We start from the raw sequence: 19,340 nt of genomic DNA, 5'->3' as shown, positions 1-19,340 counted from the left end.
ACCATTGAATTTTTTATGGGAAGATATGATATACTTGATTTAATTAGATGAACGAAAGCGAGGATATTGTAATGGATATATTAGAAATTATGAAAGAAAGACACAGCGTAAGACAGTATAAAAATCAGACTATCGAACCATCGAAAAGAGAAGAAATCAACTCTTTGATAAATGACGTCAATGCTGAGAGTAAATTATCAATTCAGGCTTTTTATGACGAACCGAAGTGCTTTAATTCCTTTATGGCTCATTATGGGAAGTTTGAAAATGTGAAGAATTATATTGCCATTGTTGGAAATAAGAATGATCAGGAAAAGGCGGGATATTATGGTGAGAAGATTGTTTTGAAATGTCAGGAACTTGGTCTTAATACCTGCTGGGTAGCAATGACGCATGGTAAATCAAAAGCAGAAATAGAAAGAGGACAGAAACTGTTAATCATTATTTCACTGGGATATGGAAAAACACAGGGAGTTCCACATAAAAGTAAGAGTATAGTGGAACTTGGAAAGGCAGACCAGAGTACAGAATGGTTTGACAGAGGTATGGAAGCAGTAAGTCTTGCACCTACTGCTGTAAACCAGCAGAAGTTTCAGTTGGAACTGAAAAATGGAAAAGTTACAGCAAAAAATCTTGGAGGATTTTATTCTAAGATAGATCTTGGAATTGTCAAATATCACTTTGAAGCAGTAACTGGACATGAGGTAAAATGATGCATACAAAGAAAGATATAGATAAGCTGGCGGCAGATTTTGAACAATGCCAGAAAATTCTGCTTGCACTGGGAGATGAAAATAGACAGCATATGATTTTGGAAATGATGAAAATGGGGGATTGTAACGAGGTGCGTGTAAATGAGATTACAGAGGAGTTGAGTAAAGTAGAAAGTCTGATTTGGAGGTAGGAACTATGCTATATATGGTAATTGAAAAATATAAAGACAAAGAAGCTGTTTACAGGAGATTTCATGAAAAAGGGCGGATGATGCCAACAGGTGAAACCTATGTCAACAGTCGGGTTGCAGAAGACGGTAATACCTGTTATCAAATCAATGAAGCTGAAAGTTTGGAAGTGTTGCAGGAGTGGGCTTCGAATTGGAATGATGTTACTGATTTTACATTTATACCGGTAATAAGTAGCCATGAAATGAGCGAAAAAATGAAGAAGTAGACAATTCAGGTTTGGAGGAACAATATGGTACGAAAAGCAGAAAAACAGGATTTAGAAATACTGGCAAATTTAGCAGTACAAATGTGGGACAGCCATTCGGTCAGTGAACTGATTACTGAATTCTCAGAAATTATGGAAAAAAGAAACACTCAATTTTTTTGAAATATGAAAATGATATTCCAATTGGCTTTGCACAATGCCAGTTGCGGTATGATTATGTAGAAGGAACAAAAACCAGTCCGGTTGGATACTATAGATAGTGTTCTATTTCATAAAGCAATGAATTTTACAGAAGCAAACAGAATTATTTGCTTTACCAAGACATTATAAAAGAATGCAGAGAAGTAGTTTATAGAGATACTTCTCTGCATTTTTGCTGTCGGGCATCCGAAAGAGGCTGCCGGTGGCAAGTCCGGTAGGTAAGTTATGGTACATCTTCCGCAGAAGCAGCAGGCTCACAGATTGATTTCCGGGTGGCAAGATTTGCAAGCATATCACTTAATACCACCAGGTCTGCAGCAAGGAGCGTAAGTTCATCGGTCGACAGGCATTCGGACAACTGGCAGGAAATTGTGGAGAGGTAAAAAAGATTTGTACAGTTTGACATAGCGGTTGACCATAAGATATTTATGATATGGTATGCAACTGTCAGAGAAAATGTGTATAATAAAAGAAATAACTTCCGATAGATAATTGGTAAAAGGGAATGAAAGGAATCAAATATGAAAACACTGATTGTAGTAGATATGCAGAATGACTTTATCGATGGTTCACTTGGAACCAGAGAGGCACAAGAAATTGTACCAAAGGTAAAAGAGAAAATCAAAGAGTATCAGGAGCGTGGGGACGAGATCATTTTTACCAGGGATACCCATCAGTCAGATTATCTTAGTACACCGGAGGGAAAGAAGCTTCCGGTGGAGCATTGCATTGAAGGAACAAAGGGCTGGGAGATTGCAGAAGGCTTGGAGGTGCCGGGATGCAGCTGTATTAATAAACCGACCTTTGGATGGACACACTGGTCGGAGAGAAACTTTGAAGAAATAGAATTATGCGGACTTTGTACGGATATCTGTGTGGTATCCAATGCCTTGATTTTGAAAGCGGAATTTCCGGATGTAGAGATTACAGTAGATGCCACATGTTGTGCCGGAGTGACGCCGGAATCCCATAAGGCGGCGCTTACTACTATGAAAATGTGTCAGATTCAGGTAATTGGAGAGTAGAAAGGCGTAATAATTCCAAAAGAATCCCTTCGACGCTTGAACGTCGTTCGTTTTTTGAGTATAATCGTTTCGTAAGGAAGGTGACAGATATGAAGGATACAAGAGTTGATATTTATCATGGAGTAACACCAATTAAGGTAAAACCGTATGAGCATAATGTAAAATATTATGAGACAGACCAGATGGGGATTGTGCATCACTCCAATTATATCCGTTGGATGGAAGAGGCACGCATGGACTTGATGGATCAGATGGGCTTCAGCTATAAACAGATGGAAGACCAGGAAATTATCAGTCCGGTGCTGTCGGTACAGTGTGAATATAAGAGCATGGTGCGATTTGGGGATACCGTTGTCATTGAAACAGCCATTGCAGGTTATAATGGAATCAAACTCAGTGTCCGCTATCGTATGACAGATAAAGCGACCGGAGAGCTTCGTACCATTGCAGCCAGTGAGCACTGCTTCTTAGATCGTAATGGTAAGCCGATTTCCTTGAAACGGTCATACCCTGAAATAGATACAAAATTCTTCCAGATGATGGATGAGGAAAGTTAGGATAAGATGAGCGAAAAATTAGTTCTGATCGATGGACACAGTATATTAAACCGGGCATTTTTTGGATTACCGGATTTGACCAATGCAGAGGGACTTCATACCAATGCAGTATATGGTTTCTTAAACATTTTATTTAAAATATTAGAGGAAGAGCAGCCGGAGTATCTTACGGTTGCTTTTGATGTGCATGCACCAACATTCCGTCATAAGATGTTTGATGCATACAAGGGAACGAGAAAACCGATGGCAGAAGAATTGCGGCAGCAGGTACCGCTGATGAAAGAAATGCTGCGTGCCATGGGAGTTACGGTAATTGAAAAAGAAGGCTTGGAAGCAGACGACCTATTGGGAACCATAGCAAAGCGCAGTGAAGCAGCAGGCTATGAAGTGTCTGTAGTGTCCGGAGACCGGGACTTATTGCAGCTTGCCAGTGACCACATTAAGATCCGGATTCCAAAGACCAGGCGGACCGGAACGGAAATCGAAGATTATAATACCAAAGAGGTATTGGAAAAATATCAGGTTACACCATTGCAGTTTATTGATGTAAAGGCGCTGATGGGCGATACCGCAGATAATATTCCGGGTGTACCGGGAATCGGCGAAAAGACAGCCACGAACCTGATTGTGGCGTATGGCAGCATTGAAAATGCATATGCCCATGTAGAAGAGATTAAGCCAAACCGTGCGAAAGAGATGTTAAAAGAGCATTATGATATGGCACAGTTGAGTAAGACACTGGCGACCATTAAGATAGATGCAGACATCCCATATGATATCAGGGAAGCAAGAATTGGCAATTTATATACACCGGAAGCTTATATGATGTGTAAGCGTCTGGAATTTAAGAATCTTTTGAAACGGTTTGAAGTGGACACACCGGTAAATACCGGAGAGGAAAACTTTAAACGAATCGAGGATTTTGCTGGGGTAGAAGATTTTTTTGAAAAGGCAAAGAAGCAGCAGGCAGCAGGCTTCCAGTTGATTTATGAAAAGGATGTTGTGCTTGGACTTGCAGTTGCATGCACAAAAGAAGATGTGGCATATATTCCGGTTGCGGGATTTGTGACAAAGCAGTATCTATTCGAACAGAGCAGACAGCTTCTTGCAGCAGGCGTAGAGCTTTGCACCTTTGATTTAAAACCACAGCTTAAATGGATAGAAGCCGATGAAAAAAGTCATATTTTTGATGTGAAAATAGCTGCTTATTTATTAAATCCATTGAAAAATGACTATGCTTATGAAGATATTGCAAAAGACTATCTTGATTTGATGGTGCCATCCAGAGAAGATTATCTTGGAAAGAAAGATTTTGTCACAGCATCGGAAGAAAAGCCGGAAGAATTCTTGAAAATGGCATGTTATCAGGCATACATTAATTTAATGGCAAAAGAGCCGCTGGCAAAGCAGTTAGAAGAAGAGGGCATGAAAGAACTCTTTGATAAAATAGAAATGCCGCTGGTATATACCTTATCTGATATGGAAAAGGAAGGCATTGCTATTGATGCAGATGCCTTAAAAGAATATGGAGAGAATCTTGCAGTATCCATAGACAAAATTGAAAAAGAAATCTATGAAAAAGCCGGTGAAACCTTTAATATCAATTCACCAAAACAGCTTGGCGTGATTCTTTTTGAAAAACTGCAGATGCCAAACGGCAAGAAGACCAAGACCGGATATTCCACTGCGGCAGATGTACTGGAAAAGCTGGCACCGGATTATCCAATTGTATCAAAAATATTAGAGTACCGTCAGTTGACCAAATTAAAATCCACATATGCCGACGGACTGGCTGCATTTATTGCAGAGGATGGAAGGATTCACAGTACATTCCAGCAGACCATAACAGCCACCGGACGGTTAAGCAGTACAGACCCGAATTTACAGAACATTCCAATCCGGATGGAATTGGGACGGCTGATTCGTAAAGTATTTTTGCCAAGAGAAGGCTATGTATTCTTAGATGCAGATTATTCCCAGATAGAGCTTCGTCTGCTGGCACATATGTCAGGAGATAAAAATCTGATTGATGCATATAAGCATGCAGAAGATATTCATGCGATTACTGCATCCAAGGTATTTCATGTACCTTTCGAAGAAGTAACACCGCTGCAGCGAAGAAATGCAAAGGCGGTTAACTTTGGTATTGTCTATGGAATCAGTTCCTTCGGATTAAGTCAGGATTTAAGTATTACAAGAAAAGAAGCAGAACAGTATATTAAGAGCTATTTTGAAACCTATCCGGGAATCAAGTCATTCTTAGACGGACTGGTAGAGGATGGCAGGACAAAAGGCTATGTCACAACAATGTTTGGCAGAAGAAGACCGGTGCCGGAGTTATCCTCCAGTAATTTCATGCAGCGTTCCTTTGGAGAACGTGTGGCAATGAATGCACCGATTCAGGGTTCTGCAGCAGATATTATTAAAATAGCCATGATTCATGTGCATGACCGCCTGAAAGAGGAAGGCTTGAAATCAAAACTGATTTTACAGGTACATGACGAACTTTTGGTTGAGACCTGTAAAGAAGAACAGCAGCAGGTAGAGAAGATTTTGAAAGAAGAAATGCTTCATGCAGCAGACCTTGCGGTAACCTTAGAGGTGGATATGCATGCCGGAAATAACTGGTACGAAGCAAAATAGGATAAGGCAGAAATTATGAAATTTATCGGAATTACCGGAGGTGTAGGAGCCGGAAAAACAGAAATATTAAAATACCTTGCCGGCAGAGAAGATACGAAAGTAATGCTGGCGGATGATATAGCAAGAGAACTTTCTGAGCCGGGACAGTCCTGTAACGAAAAATTGCAGGAACTGTTTGCTGGAACAGATGTTTTTGATGAAAAGTGGAAGATGAACCGTCCGAAGGCGGCAGCCATTATTTTCAAGGATGAAGCCAGGCGGAATGGAATGAATGAGATTTTGCATCCGGCAGTAAAGGAATATGTGCTTCATGTATTAGAGCAGGAAAAGGAAGAAGGCAGGCTTCGTTATCTGGTATTGGAAGCGGCATTATTAATCGAAGAACATTATGATGAAATTTGTGATGAATTATGGTATATTTATACTTCAGAGGAGAATCGCAGAGCAAGGCTGAAGCAGTCGAGAGGCTACAGTGATGAAAAAATCAGTGAAATGTTTGAAAGCCAGCTTTGCGAGAACGAATACCGCAGACATTGCAAAGTGGTAATTGATAATAATGGTACGACGGAAGAAACCATTGCACAGGTAAGAACGATAATAGAGAATGAGGGAGAAAATACCAATGGATAATGCAGAACAGAATGCAAATCAATTTGTATTTGGCTTGGATATCGGGACAAGAAACGTAGTTGGAACAGTTGGATATCGGGAAGGCAAAGACTTCTATGTGGCAGCCCAGTATATGAAAGAGCATGAAACCAGAGCTATGCTGGATGGTCAGATTCATGACATCGGAAGAGTAGGCAGAACAATTGCAGAAGTAAAGGCAGAATTAGAAGGGCAGTTAGAGGCAAAGCTTACCGATGTCTGCATTGCTGCCGCTGGCCGTGTACTGAAAACCGTGACCACCAGCGTGGAATATGAATTCGCAGAAGAGACCGTAGTAACTGCAGAACATATACATACTCTGGATTTACTGGGAGTAGACCATGCCCAGCAGATTTTAAAAGAGAAGAATGATACCCGTTACAAATTTTACTGTGTGGGATATTCTGTTGTAAAATATTATATCAATGATGAAGTCTTTTCCAATATAGAAGGACATAAGGCAGAGAAAATTTCGGAGGATGTTATTGTAACCTTCCTGCCGGAGGACGTTGTAGATGGTCTGTATTCCGCAGTAGGGCAGGCTGGATTAAATGTTGCCAATCTGACCTTGGAGCCTATTGCTGCAATCAACGTAGCAATTCCGGAGGCCTTTCGAATGTTAAATATTGCACTGGTTGATGTGGGAGCCGGAACATCCGACATCTGTGTCACCAGAGACGGAAGCATTATTGCATATGGCATGATTCCTTATGCCGGAGATGAGCTGACCGAATTAATTGTACAGCATTATCTGGTGGATTTTAATATGGCAGAACATATGAAGCTGACATCCGGTATGGCGGATGAAGTGGAATTTACCGATATCATGAGCATTACCCATACGATTCCATCCGAAGAAATCTGGGATTTAACCCATGATACGGTAGATAAGATTACTACTGAGGTAGCAGAGAAAATCAAAGAGTTAAATGGTGATAAATCGGTCAGTGCAGCCTTCGTAGTTGGCGGCGGCGGCAAAATCCACGGATTTACGGAAATGCTTGCAGACAAGCTTGAAATTCCAAGAGAGCGTGTAGCTTTACGTGGAGAAGAAGTTTTAAAAGAGGTTCATTTTGCACAAGAAGAGATTAAGAAAGACCCATTACTGGTAACGCCGATTGGAATCTGTCTTAATTATTATGACCAGAAGAATAATTTCATTATGGTCCGGTTTAACGGAGAACGCTTAAAGCTTTATGATAACAGCCATCTTACCATTGTGGACGCTGCATTGCAGGCGGGCTTCCCGAATGAAGCACTATTCCCAAGACGGGGCAAGGCAGTGGAGTTTACCGTAAATGGCAAGCCGAGAATCGTCCGTGGAGAACCGGGAGAATCTGCCATTGTTAAAGTGGACGGAAGAGTAGTCAGCATCAATACACCACTGGTTCCGAATTCCGAGATTACCATAGAAGCATCTACCATTGGAAAAGAAGCCGTATCTACGATTGAACAGTTAGATGAATATACATCCTCCACCATTACCTTCCAGGTCAATGGCATCAATATTACCTGTCCGAAATTTGTTCAGGTCAATGGAAGCCTTGAACCTTCTAATTATGTTATTCAGGAAGGGGACGAAATCGAAACCAGAAACTTCTATACCATTGGACAGCTGGCAGAGTTTATGGATGTGCGGATTGATGAAGAAGCCGGAATTATCTTAAATGGAAAACCGGCAGATATGGGTTCCCTTTGCTATGAGAACTTTGAAATCGAATGGAGTGCTTCTGCCTATGAAAGCGGTGAACGCCATATTTCCTATGGACAGGCAGACCACAGATTTGATGCCGGACCGGAAGAAGAAGCTTCAACAGAAGGAAGCACAGACAGTGCAGCTGAAGTTCATGAGACAGAAGCTTCTGTGGCAGCTGAATCTGTGACAGGCGAAAATGCTGCGGATGAAAATGTTGCAGATGGCATTCAAACGGCAGGTGCAGAGCCGGCAGTTGAAACGAATACAGATTCTGCAGCAGAAGCAGCAGCCGATGCACCGGTGCAGAAACCGACAGAGCCGGAAAGCAAAGAATTACATATTATTGCAAACAATCAGGAAATTACTTTAAGTGGCAAAGAAGAATATGTATTCGTGGATATTTTTGATTATATTGATTTTGATTTGTCAGCATCCCATGGAAGAGCAATTGTAACTTTAATTAATGGCATGGATGCCCAGTATACACAGGTATTGCAGGATGGCGATAAAATTGAAGTGTACTGGAAAGAGAATTACTAAATAGAAAGAGACATAAGAAAATGGAATTATGCAGTATTGCAAGTGGAAGCAGTGGAAACTGTATCTACGCAGGAACAGAAAGCAGCCATCTGATGATTGATGCCGGAATCAGTGGAAAGCGCATTGAAGCAGGATTAAACAGTATCGGTTTGAAAACCGCGGAAATGCAGGCACTGCTTGTGACCCACGAACATTCAGATCACATTTCCGGTCTTGGCGTGGTAGCAAGAAAATATGGAATTCCAATCTATGCCACGGCAGAGACCATTGAGGCAGTCAAAGGGATTTCCAGTGTGGGAAAAGTAGATGAGACATTGTTTCATCCTATCGAAGCAGGAGTGGAATTTCAGATTGGAGATATTACGGTGGAGCCGGTATCCATTTCCCATGATGCCGCAAATCCGGTGGCATACATCATGAAACAGTCAGATAAAAAGATGGCGGTCATTACCGATTTGGGGAAATATGACAATTATCTTATAGACAAGCTGCAGGATTTAGATGTATTATTGTTAGAAGCAAATCATGATGTGCGTATGCTTCAGGTGGGCAGTTATCCTTATCCTCTGAAACAGCGGATATTAGGGGACAGAGGACATCTTTCCAATGAGAGCAGTGGACAATTTTTAGGGCAGCTTCTGCATGATAAGTTTAAAAAAGTAGTATTGGGGCATCTGAGCAAGGAAAATAATCTGGCAGAACTGGCATATGAGACAGTGCGCCAGGAAGTAGAACAGGGTGAGAACCCGTACCACGGAAATGATTTTCCAATCCAGGTAGCAAAGCGGGACGAAGTGTCTGAGCTTATCCGGATTTAAGAATATTAAGAAAGCAAAAATAAGAGGAGAACAAAATGGAAAAGACACAGAGCAAGACAATTATTACTGTAGTAGGAAAAGATACTGTAGGAATTATCGCAAAAGTTTGTACTTATTTATCAGAACAGCATATCAATGTACTGGATATTTCACAGACTATCATTGACGGATTCTTCAATATGATGATGATTGTTGATTTAAATACATCCAAAACACCATTTGCTGAGTGTTCTGCAGCACTGGAAAAATTAGGTGAGGAAATCGGTGTTACCATCAAATGTCAGAGAGAAGAAATCTTTGATATGATGCACAGAATTTAATACGACTTACATAAAAGGGAACTGCTGTTGGCAGGTCACTAAGGCGTATCAATGAAAATACAGGAAATGAGCTGCGTAGAAAGGCAGAATATAGGAGACAAAAAATGATTAATATAATGGAAGTAAGCGAAACCAATAAAATGGTGGAGCATGAGAACTTAGATGTCCGTACCATTACCATTGGAATCAGTCTTTTGGATTGTATTGATTCTGATTTAAAGAAGTTAAACGATAACATTTATAAGAAAATTACTACAGTGGCAAAGGATCTGGTATCAGCAGGAAATCAGATTGAGCAGGAATTTGGAATTCCAATCGTAAATAAAAGAATTTCCGTTACACCAATTGCACTGGTTGGCGGGGCAGCCTGCAAGACACCGGAAGATTTTGCAACCATCGCAGATACTATGGATGCAGCAGCCAAAGCAGTAGGAGTAAACCTAATTGGTGGATATTCTGCACTGGTATCCAAGGGAATGACAAAGGCAGATGAGCTTTTAATCCGTTCTATTCCAATGGCACTTTGCCGTACCGAAAGAGTCTGCAGTTCTGTAAATCTTGCATCCACAAAAACCGGAATTAACATGGATGCTGTAAAATTAATGGGAGAGATTCTCTTAGAGGTGGCAGAGCAGTCTAAGGACAGAGATTCTGTAGACTGTATGAAACTGGTTGTATTCTGTAATGCACCGGATGACAACCCGTTTATGGCAGGCGCATTCCATGGTGTAACAGAGGCAGATGCGGTAATCAATGTTGGTGTCAGCGGACCGGGTGTTGTAAAGACTGCACTGGAAAAAGTCCGTGGAGAGAACTTTGAAGTATTATGTGAGACTATTAAGAAGACTGCATTTAAAGTAACCCGTGTAGGTCAGCTTGTAGCACAGGAAGCGTCGAGAATTTTAAATATTCCATTTGGTATTGTAGATTTATCTCTGGCACCAACTCCTGCAATCGGAGACAGTGTAGCAGATATTCTTTGTGAAATTGGTCTTGAATATGCAGGTGCACCGGGAACGACAGCAGCCCTTGCTCTTTTAAATGACCAGGTTAAGAAGGGCGGCGTAATGGCATCTTCTTATGTTGGTGGTTTAAGTGGTGCATTTATTCCGGTCAGTGAAGACCAGGGAATGATTAATGCAGTACAGGCAAATGCCATTACACTGGAAAAATTAGAAGCAATGACCTGTGTATGTTCCGTAGGTCTTGATATGATTGCAATTCCGGGTGATACCAAGGCAACTACCATTTCCGGTATTATTGCAGATGAAATGGCACTTGGAATGATTAACCAGAAGACTACAGCAGCCCGTCTGATTCCGGTAATCGGAAAGGGAGTAGGCGATACTGTAGAATTTGGTGGATTATTCGGCTATGCACCGATTATGCCGGTAAACCAGTATTCCTGTGATGCATTTATCAACCGTGGGGGAAGAATTCCTGCACCAATTCACAGCTTTAAGAACTAGGATTTTTTGAAATGGAGAAAGAAAATGAGTGATATCCGTAAACTTGTGTTTTTTGAACGAGGCGTAGAAACATTAACTTATTTTTCGCATGAGATGGCAGCGTCATTTCGCAAGATGGGATATCAGATTTTCTTCTTCGACATTCAGGCAGAATATGCTGACACGAAACGATTAAGCCGCTTTTAAAAAGTGGCGAGACCGCAGTCATTACCTTTAACTTTATCGGATTAAGCGGAGAGGAGTTCCTGCTGGAGACAGAGTCTCAGTCTGTCTTTGCCAGCAGAAATATTCCGGTCTACTGTATTCTTGTGGACCATCCGTTGTATTATCATAAGCAGCTTGATGAGACAATTCCGAATCTGACTGTGTTCTGTATCGACCGTCAGCATATTTCTTATATGAAACGGTTTTATAAAGGGATTCCCTGTCATTTTTTACCATTGGCAGGGAATTTTCTGATGGATGGGGAAGAGCGAGTCCCAACAGATTTTATTCCATATGAGAACCGGGAATATGAAGTGGGTTTTATCGCAAACTATGTGCATCTTCCGGCAATTGAAGAGCATTTTACCAGCCAGACGAAGGAATATATTGATTTCTATCATGAGATATTAAATTATCTCCGCCTGCATCCGTCAGAGCCGTTAGATTCTGCCATGGAGCATTTTGTCCGCCGGGAGATTCCGGAAGTAACGGAGCGGGAGCTGATGGCATGCTTTGCAGGAATGCTTTTTTTGGATATGTATAACCGGACTTATTTCCGTGGAGAAACGGTGCGGACATTGGTAGACAATGGAGTACGGGTACATGTTTTTGGCAAAGGATGGGAGAATCTTAAGGTAAAGCATCCGGAGAATCTTATTTTAAACGGAAGACAGATTGATTCTGCCGAATGCGTAAAAATCATCCGGAATACAAAGCTTGCATTGAATACCATGCCGTGGTTTAAGGATGGAGCCCATGACAGAATTTTTACAGCCATGTTAAATAAAGCAGTATCCCTGACAGATGGCAGCATTTATTTAAAGGAGCGTTTCTGCGATGGAAAAGATCTGGCATTTTATGAGTTAGAGCATCTGGATACATTGCCGGAACAGGTATTATCCATGCTGGGACATCCGAAGAAAATGAAAGAAATCATAGAATATTCTTATGAACGGGCACTTAAGGAAGATACCTGGGCGAACCGTGCAGAACGTCTGAGAGAGTTCTTATAGAAATAGAAAATCTTATGAAGGGGAGTCCTTAGAGGAAGAATTCCTTGACAAGTGTTTTGGAATATGTTTTACTAAATTCAGGTCATATGACTGACGGAACCGTGGGAATAACCACATGAAGTATGACCTGAGGAAGCCGACCGTCTGGGCAGTTAAGCTCGGGATACGTGTCGGTATTTTTTATGCATGCAAACAGGAAAAGTCACAGGAAAAATTCGAAAGGGAAAGAGACTTTGACGGAAAGCTGCAGCAACTTTAAAAATTACATGGAGCGTAAGAAGGAGGAACAAAAATGAAGATGACTTCATTAGCAGAAGAACTTGGAAGCACTACTTATCCGGGAAGAGGAATTGTAATTGGAAAGTCGAAGAATGGAAAGTATGCGGTAACTGCTTATTTTATCATGGGAAGAAGCGAGAACAGCCGTAACCGTGTATTTGTTGAGGATGGAGAAGGAATCCGTACCCAGGCATTTGACCCTGCAAAATTAAGTGACCCAAGTCTTATTATTTATGCACCGGTTCGTGTACTGGGCAATAAGACCATTGTAACCAATGGAGACCAGACAGATACCATTTATGAACTGATGGATAAACAGCAGACCTTCGAACAGGCATTAAGAACCAGAGAATTTGAGCCGGACGCACCTAACTATACACCGCGTATTTCCGGAATCATGCATGTGGAAGATGGAAAATACAATTATGCAATGTCTATTTTAAAGAGCAACAATGGTAATCCGGATGCCTGCAACCGTTATACATTTGCTTATGAGAATCCGGTAGCAGGAGAAGGACATTTCATTCATACTTATATGAATGATGGCAATCCATTACCAAGCTTTGAAGGCGAGCCGGTACTGGTTGATATCGGAGATGACATTGATGCATTTACCGAGCTGGTATGGAATAACCTGAATGCAGACAATAAGGTATCCTTATTTGTAAGATATATTGATATTGAAACCGGAAAATATGAAAGCCGCATTGTAAACAAGAACAAATAGGATTTTGTGAATAAGATTCGTGCGAGAGAGGAAAATAAAATGAAAGAATTAGAATTAAAATATGGTTGTAACCCAAATCAGAAACCATCCAGAATTTACATGGAAAATGGCAAATTGCCAATCAAAGTATTAAATGGTAAACCAGGTTATATTAACTTCTTAGACGCATTCAATGGCTGGCAGTTAGTAAAAGAATTAAAGAAAGCAACCGGACTTCCGGCAGCCACTTCTTTTAAACATGTTTCTCCGGCAGGTGCAGCAGTGGGACTTCCACTTTCTGAAGTAGAGCGTAAGATTTACTGGGTAGATGACATGGATGTAGAATTTACACCGATTGCCAATGCATATGCAAGAGCAAGAGGCGCTGACCGTATGTCCTCTTTCGGAGATTTCATTTCTCTTTCTGATGTCTGTGATAAAGCAACCGCACTTTTAATTAAAAGAGAAGTATCTGATGGAGTCATTGCACCGGGCTATGATGATGACGCATTAGAAATTTTAAAAGCAAAGAAAAATGGCAATTACAATGTCATTGAAATTGATCCTGACTATATTCCAGACCCAATCGAGCGGAAACAGGTATTTGGCGTTACCTTTGAGCAGGGAAGAAATGAGTTAAATATTGACGAGCATTTCTTTGACAATATTGTAACCGAAAACAAAGAGCTGCCGGAATCAGCAAAGAGAGATCTGGCAATTTCCATGATTACTTTAAAATATACACAGTCTAACTCCGTATGTTATGTAAAAGACGGACAGGCAATCGGTATTGGTGCCGGACAGCAGTCCCGTATCCACTGTACCAGATTAGCAGGCTCCAAAGCAGATAACTGGTGGTTACGCCAGTCTCCACAGGTACTGAATCTGCCATTTTTAGATAAAATCCGCAGAGCTGACCGTGATAATGCAATCGACCTTTACATTGGCGAGGATTATATGGACGTACTTGCAGATGGCGAATGGGAGAAGATATTTAAGACCAGACCTGCTGTATTTACGGCAGAAGAAAAACGTGCATGGTTAGATAAGAATACCGGAGTATCTCTTGGCTCTGATGCGTTCTTCCCATTTGGAGATAACATCGAGCGCGCCCACAGAAGTGGCGTGCAGTATGTAGCACAGCCGGGCGGATCTATCCGTGATGACCATGTAATCGAAACCTGTAACAAATATGGTATGGTGATGAGCTTTACCGGAATCCGTCTGTTCCACCACTAAGAGCTGGAAAATCAGATAGGATTTGAAAGATAAGATTTTGTTTTGTGAAAGGACATTTAGTTCCTGCTATAAAATTCCGCAGTTACTAAGCAGTTTGTTTTTCTTTTTGAGATAAAAACAGTCTTTCCAATGTTTGACAAGATGTCTGTACGGTTCGTCGAAGTACGGATGCATAATAAAGGCTGTTAGGGGCACTTGGAATTTCGTCTGGCAACAGGCAACGCTGGCACAGGGATGTGCCAGCGAGGCGCATTTGAACATGGATGTGAATTTGCGCCGGTTGCCAGATAATGTGATGTATTATCCGAAATTCCCAGTGCCCCTTGCAGGCTTTATAGAGCATCCGTACCCGACGGACAGTGCAGACATCCAGTCAAAGCAACGGAAAGACAGTTTACATTCAAGAAAAACAAACTGCTAAGAACTGCTGAAATTTTACTGCAAAAGAACTAAGATGTCCTTTTACAATCAAAATCTTAGTTCTTATCAAACGCTCTTTTGATTTTTCCACCAACCAAATGGTGGAATCAGACGGCACGGCAAATTCACACCCTTACAATATTGCGTACAAATTCGCTTCTGGCATCCTGCCCGGTTTTCCCGGACAAGATGTTTTCATATAATTCTCCGGCAAAGACATCCAGATCAAAAAGGCGTGCAGCATCAGAAGATAGCATAGAGGCTGCGTTGGCACTCTTAGAAATCATCGGAACATCCGCATAATTGCTTAAAATCGTGAGGAGCCGGGAGGCGTCTTTGCGGAATCCTAAGATACGAAGATAAGGAATGTAATCTAAGGATTTTCCCAAACGATAATCTTCAGATGTAATCTGAAGCAGAAGGTGCGTGAAAATCCGGCTGATTCTGGTATAAGTCATATCCTTTGTTTTCAGTAACTGGCAGAACTGCTCAAAGGAATGAAACTGTTTTTGCAAATTTTTTATCCGGTGGGCAATTGCTTCATTGGAATCACCACAGAAAGCCAGTTGTGCTTCACTCTGCTGTAACAGAAGGTAAGAGAGCGGAGCAGAAAAATCATTGGCAGAAACCGGCAGATAAAGATTAAGATATTCTTTTAAAATAGAATAAGCAGCTTCCGGCAGATATGGATTTAATGTAGTGATGTCATTCCAGCCGTTTGAAAGAAGTTCTTTTCTTATGGCAGTGGCAGAGGAAAGACTGCTGTTAAGTGCCGCTTCGTGATAGCCGTCTCCGGTCCGCTGAATCAGATAAGGGGTGATGGCGGCGTTCTGAGCCTGAATCGCTTTTAAATATTCAATAGCAAGAATATTATTTGGCTCATTTAAAAGGCAGGCAAGTTCATCGGCCGGGATTTGCTGGTTGGCTTCTTTTAAATAGCTGCATACCGCCTGACTTCTTGCGGCAGGATAGGACATTCCTTTTTTGAGACAGGAAGAGAGAAATTCTTTGTAGTCCTCTGGTTCGGATACGAGCAGGGAAGCAACTTCTTTTAATAAAGAAAGGTTGTCTGTTTCTGCACCAAAGCAGAGGGTGTCTACGCAGCCACATTTACGCATAAGTGCAACACCTGCAGAAGCAAAAAGTTCGGCAGAAGCAGTTGCCCAGAGGGCTGGCAGCTCAATTACCAGGTCAGCACCGCAGCTTAAAGCCATTTCTGTTCGTGCATATTTGTCAATAAGAGCCGGTTCTCCCCGCTGGACGAAATTTCCACTCATGGCTGCGATAACGAAGTCAGCCTGGGTCAGGGAACGGATTTTTTCTATTTGGTAAGCATGACCGTTATGAAACGGATTGTATTCTGCAATGATTCCTATGATGTGCATAAGTCCTCCAAAGTTACAAATAATATAGTTCTATCATAGCATTATTCCCATATTTTTGGCAAATTACTTATGGAAAGTATTCATAAGAAGAATTTCGAAAAAATATTTTTCTTTGCATTTTTTCAGACACTGTACTTGAACACCATTTAAAATAGGCGTATACTAAACATACATATGCGGATTTGTAACAATGAACCGTAAAAAAATAGCAGTGAGGAGAAAACAGATGAACGTATTAGTTATTAACTGTGGAAGTTCTTCTTTGAAGTATCAGCTTATTAATTCAGATACAGAAGCTGTACTGGCTAAAGGACTTTGTGAAAGAATCGGAATTGATGGAAGATTAGTATACCAGCTTGCTGGTCATGATAAAGAGATAACAGAAGCACCAATGCCGACCCATAAAGAAGGTATCCAGATGGTATTGGATGCACTGGTAAACCCAAAGACAGGTGCGGTAAAGAGTCTTTCTGAAATTGATGCAGTAGGACATCGTGTCGTACATGGTGGTGAGAAATTTGCCCAGTCTGTTGTATTAAATGAAGAAGTATTGGCAAAAGTGGAAGAGTGTAATGAGCTTGCACCACTTCATAACCCTGCAAACTTAATTGGTATTCGTGTATGTCAGGAACTTATGCCTGGTGTACCAATGGTAGGTGTGTTTGATACCGCTTTCCATCAGACCATGCCGCAGAAGGCTTATCTTTATGGTCTGCCATATGAATATTATGAAAAATACAAGGTAAGACGTTACGGTTTCCACGGAACAAGCCACAGCTTCGTATCCAAACGTCTGGCTGAGTTCTTAAATCTTGATTATAACAATTCCAGACTGATTGTTGCCCACCTTGGAAACGGCGCATCCATCAGTGCTGTATTAGATGGTAAATGTGTAGATACCTCTATGGGACTTACTCCATTAGAGGGACTTGTAATGGGAACACGTTCCGGTGACATTGACCCGGCAATCATGGAATTCATTGCAAAGAAAGAAAACCTTGACATCGACGGAATTATGGATGTATTAAATAAGAAATCCGGTGTAGAGGGACTTTCCGGTGTATCCAGTGATTTCCGTGACCTCGAGGCTGCTTATCATGAAGGAAATCCAAGAGCAATTGCAGCATGTGAAGTATTTGCTTACCGTGTAGCAAAATATATCGGTGCTTATGTGGCTGCAATGAACGGAGTAGATGCCATTGCATTTACCGCAGGAATTGGTGAGAATACATCCTTCATCCGTGAGAAGATTCTTGCATACTTCGGATATCTTGGAATTACCATGGATAAGGAAGCAAATATGGTTCGTGGAGAGGATAAGATTATTTCTACTCCGGATTCCAAAGTAACCGTATGCATTATCCCGACCAACGAGGAACTTGCAATTGCAAGAGAAACCGTAGCTTTGGTAGGCTAAAAAAGGAAAAATATTGTTGACAAAAGCTATAGTGCTATGTATAATTGTTTAGGTGTGAAAAGGAGACAAACGTGATATTAGATTTAACCGATGTATGTTCATGTGAAAATAAAGAGCTTACGAAAGAGGCTGTAATTGAATTGACATCCTTTGATTCGAAGTTAGGTGTGTTTCCATTCATAGAGAAAAAGCCATTCGAGCTGCGTATCGTTAACGAAGAGAATAAGGATTTACTGATTCACGGAGAAACGGACGTAAGGATAGCAATACCATGTGACCGCTGCTTGGAAGAAGTTCCAACAGATTTCCACCTTGTATTCGATAAGAAGTTCCCATTGGAAGATGCGGATGCTTCGGAAGAAGAGATGGATGAGGCAGACTACATGAAAGGATTTCAGCTTGATATTGATAAAATGGTCTATGATGAAATCTTGGTGAACTGGCCAATGAAGGTTCTGTGCAGAGAGGATTGCAAGGGGATTTGTAAGAAATGCGGTACGAATCTGAATGTCAAGACTTGTGACTGCGAGAAATCTGAGCTGGACCCGAGAATGGCAGCAATTCAAGATATTTTCAATAAATTTAAGGAGGTGTAACCAGATGTCAATTTGTCCAAAGAACAAATCTTCCAAAGGAAGAAGAGATAAAAGAAGAGCAAACTGGAAAATGACTGCTCCAAGTTTAGTAAAATGCAGTAAGTGCGGCGCTTTGATGATGCCTCACAGAGTATGTAAGAACTGCGGTTCATACAACAAGAAAGAAATTATTCCTCAGGACTAATTAAGAAGTGACCCGGGAGTGTTTGTAAAAACACTCCCTTTTTACTTTCTGAAAAAGATAGGCATTTGCAAAACAGATTCTGTTTTGTGGATGCCTATTCATAGAAAAGGAGAAGGTATGAGCAATATTTTTAATTATAATAATAAGTTCTTTAGCGCATTTGATAAAGTGATTAACATATTTTGCTTGAGTTTAATCTGGTTCATGGCATGTATTCCGGTTTTTACCATTGGAGCATCCTGCACTGCACTTTATTATGCAGTGAATAAAGTAATCCGCCATGGCAGAGGATATATCTGGAAAGAGTTCTGGTCATCTTTCCGTTCTAATTTTAAACAGGCAACCGTAATCTGGCTGATTTTTCTATTAATTGGTCTTATTATGGGAGCAGACTGGTTTATTATGTTTCAGTTTATGAAAGCCGGAGCAGCATGGGGCAAGGCTTTTGTGATTTTTGTTGTTATGCTGGTATTTGAGATTGCAATCTGGTTATATGTATATCCGAACATTGCCCGTTTTGAAAATACCAATAAAGCAATTGTAAAGAATGCGGCACTGATGTCATTTGCACATCTGCCAAAGACCATTCTTATGCTGGTGATTTTACTGGTAATTGCATTTTTGGTATATCTGATTCCATTTTTTTTAATCTTTGCACCGGCAACATTTATTGCAATTCAGAATGGAATTATGGAGAAGATTTTCTTGCGTTATATGTCAGAAGAGGATATTGCCAAAGAAGAGGAGCGGAACCGGGAATATTTCAATTAGTTTTCTGTTGATTTCTATGGAAAGTTATAGTATATTTCA

General features: G+C 41.0%; 22 protein-coding genes and 1 riboswitch. Of the genes, 20 read left to right on the top strand and 2 right to left on the bottom strand.

Annotated elements, in window-relative coordinates:
• The first annotated feature begins 71 nt into the window (after positions 1–71).
• From DW059_RS10510 to DW059_RS16495, 4 genes are read left to right on the top strand one after another with little or no spacing between them, the layout of a single operon-like run.
• On the top strand, positions 72–713 hold the full coding sequence (locus DW059_RS10510) for a nitroreductase family protein (protein ID WP_117698757.1): 642 nt from the start codon (positions 72–74) through the stop codon (positions 711–713).
• Positions 710–904 (top strand): hypothetical protein, encoded by a 195-nt coding sequence (locus DW059_RS10505; RefSeq protein WP_147326044.1) that lies wholly within the window; start codon positions 710–712, stop codon positions 902–904. The genes DW059_RS10510 and DW059_RS10505 overlap by 4 nt, the downstream gene beginning before the upstream one ends.
• A 5-nt stretch (positions 905–909) precedes the next feature.
• Entirely contained in the window at positions 910–1,170 is a 261-nt protein-coding gene (locus DW059_RS10500) for a DUF3303 domain-containing protein (RefSeq protein WP_117698753.1), read from the top strand.
• Positions 1,171–1,194: 24 nt separating this feature from the next.
• Positions 1,195–1,332: a hypothetical protein gene (locus tag DW059_RS16495; protein ID WP_242986207.1), complete on the top strand. Its 138-nt coding sequence runs from the start codon at positions 1,195–1,197 to the stop codon at positions 1,330–1,332.
• 262 nt (positions 1,333–1,594) lie between these two features.
• Here DW059_RS16495 and DW059_RS10490 read toward each other — a convergent pair whose 3' ends face one another.
• Positions 1,595–1,777, bottom strand: a complete 183-nt coding sequence (locus tag DW059_RS10490) for a DUF6774 domain-containing protein (protein ID WP_117698752.1) — start codon at positions 1,775–1,777, stop codon at positions 1,595–1,597.
• Between the two features lie 115 nt (positions 1,778–1,892).
• On the opposite strand from DW059_RS10490, the gene DW059_RS10485 reads away from it, so the two are divergent.
• The 12 genes from DW059_RS10485 to DW059_RS10435 all read left to right on the top strand — a co-directional run bounded on the left by DW059_RS10485 (position 1,893) and on the right by DW059_RS10435 (position 14,528).
• Positions 1,893–2,396: a cysteine hydrolase family protein gene (locus DW059_RS10485; RefSeq protein WP_117698751.1), complete on the top strand. Its 504-nt coding sequence runs from the start codon at positions 1,893–1,895 to the stop codon at positions 2,394–2,396.
• A gap of 89 nt (positions 2,397–2,485) precedes the next feature.
• Positions 2,486–2,953 (top strand): acyl-CoA thioesterase, encoded by a 468-nt coding sequence (locus DW059_RS10480; protein WP_117698750.1) that lies wholly within the window; start codon positions 2,486–2,488, stop codon positions 2,951–2,953.
• Between the two features lie 6 nt (positions 2,954–2,959).
• Entirely contained in the window at positions 2,960–5,596 is a 2,637-nt protein-coding gene (gene polA, locus DW059_RS10475; protein WP_117698749.1) for a DNA polymerase I, read from the top strand.
• A 15-nt stretch (positions 5,597–5,611) separates the two neighbouring features.
• A complete protein-coding gene (gene coaE, locus DW059_RS10470; RefSeq protein WP_117698748.1) occupies positions 5,612–6,226 on the top strand; it encodes a dephospho-CoA kinase in 615 nt (204 codons plus the stop codon).
• Positions 6,219–8,480 (top strand): cell division FtsA domain-containing protein, encoded by a 2,262-nt coding sequence (locus DW059_RS10465; RefSeq protein WP_117698747.1) that lies wholly within the window; start codon positions 6,219–6,221, stop codon positions 8,478–8,480. The genes coaE and DW059_RS10465 overlap by 8 nt, the downstream gene beginning before the upstream one ends.
• Before the next feature lie 20 nt (positions 8,481–8,500).
• Positions 8,501–9,298 (top strand): MBL fold metallo-hydrolase, encoded by a 798-nt coding sequence (locus DW059_RS10460; protein WP_117698746.1) that lies wholly within the window; start codon positions 8,501–8,503, stop codon positions 9,296–9,298.
• Between the two features lie 35 nt (positions 9,299–9,333).
• On the top strand, positions 9,334–9,618 hold the full coding sequence (locus tag DW059_RS10455) for an ACT domain-containing protein (RefSeq protein WP_022244074.1): 285 nt from the start codon (positions 9,334–9,336) through the stop codon (positions 9,616–9,618).
• A 104-nt stretch (positions 9,619–9,722) separates the two neighbouring features.
• Complete coding sequence (locus DW059_RS10450; RefSeq protein ID WP_117698745.1) at positions 9,723–11,087, top strand: PFL family protein; 1,365 nt, start codon at positions 9,723–9,725, stop codon at positions 11,085–11,087.
• A gap of 24 nt (positions 11,088–11,111) precedes the next feature.
• The gene (locus DW059_RS15925) at positions 11,112–11,273 is read left to right on the top strand and encodes a hypothetical protein (RefSeq protein WP_158552109.1); all 162 of its coding nucleotides are present in this window, start codon (positions 11,112–11,114) and stop codon (positions 11,271–11,273) included.
• Positions 11,274–11,407: 134 nt separating this feature from the next.
• On the top strand, positions 11,408–12,304 hold the full coding sequence (locus DW059_RS10445) for a glycosyltransferase family protein (RefSeq protein ID WP_147326043.1): 897 nt from the start codon (positions 11,408–11,410) through the stop codon (positions 12,302–12,304).
• Positions 12,305–12,380: 76 nt separating this feature from the next.
• A riboswitch (ZMP/ZTP riboswitch) is annotated at positions 12,381–12,461 on the top strand.
• A 135-nt stretch (positions 12,462–12,596) separates the two neighbouring features.
• Entirely contained in the window at positions 12,597–13,310 is a 714-nt protein-coding gene (locus DW059_RS10440) for an IMP cyclohydrolase (RefSeq protein WP_022244078.1), read from the top strand.
• 39 nt (positions 13,311–13,349) lie between these two features.
• The gene (locus DW059_RS10435; RefSeq protein ID WP_117698743.1) at positions 13,350–14,528 is read left to right on the top strand and encodes a phosphoribosylaminoimidazolecarboxamide formyltransferase; all 1,179 of its coding nucleotides are present in this window, start codon (positions 13,350–13,352) and stop codon (positions 14,526–14,528) included.
• 545 nt (positions 14,529–15,073) lie between these two features.
• Here DW059_RS10435 and DW059_RS10430 read toward each other — a convergent pair.
• Entirely contained in the window at positions 15,074–16,333 is a 1,260-nt protein-coding gene (locus DW059_RS10430) for a nucleotidyltransferase (protein WP_117698742.1), read from the bottom strand.
• 226 nt (positions 16,334–16,559) lie between these two features.
• Between DW059_RS10430 and DW059_RS10425 the strand changes: the two genes are divergently transcribed.
• The 4 genes from DW059_RS10425 to DW059_RS10410 all read left to right on the top strand — a co-directional run bounded on the left by DW059_RS10425 (position 16,560) and on the right by DW059_RS10410 (position 19,301).
• Positions 16,560–17,750: an acetate kinase gene (locus DW059_RS10425; protein WP_022244081.1), complete on the top strand. Its 1,191-nt coding sequence runs from the start codon at positions 16,560–16,562 to the stop codon at positions 17,748–17,750.
• A gap of 71 nt (positions 17,751–17,821) precedes the next feature.
• The gene (locus DW059_RS10420; protein ID WP_197420842.1) at positions 17,822–18,346 is read left to right on the top strand and encodes a YceD family protein; all 525 of its coding nucleotides are present in this window, start codon (positions 17,822–17,824) and stop codon (positions 18,344–18,346) included.
• Between the two features lie 4 nt (positions 18,347–18,350).
• Positions 18,351–18,530, top strand: coding sequence for a 50S ribosomal protein L32 (rpmF, locus tag DW059_RS10415; RefSeq protein ID WP_022244083.1), 180 nt, complete (start codon positions 18,351–18,353; stop codon positions 18,528–18,530).
• A 117-nt stretch (positions 18,531–18,647) separates the two neighbouring features.
• Positions 18,648–19,301 (top strand): YesL family protein, encoded by a 654-nt coding sequence (locus DW059_RS10410; protein ID WP_158552108.1) that lies wholly within the window; start codon positions 18,648–18,650, stop codon positions 19,299–19,301.
• Positions 19,302–19,340 lie beyond the last annotated feature (39 nt).

The organism is Roseburia sp. AF42-8, from assembly GCF_003435965.1.
GTDB classification, from domain to species: domain Bacteria; phylum Bacillota; class Clostridia; order Lachnospirales; family Lachnospiraceae; genus Roseburia_C; species Roseburia_C amylophila.
The sequence above is the reverse complement of the archived record's forward strand: the minus strand, read 5'-3'. Positions and strand labels throughout refer to the sequence as shown.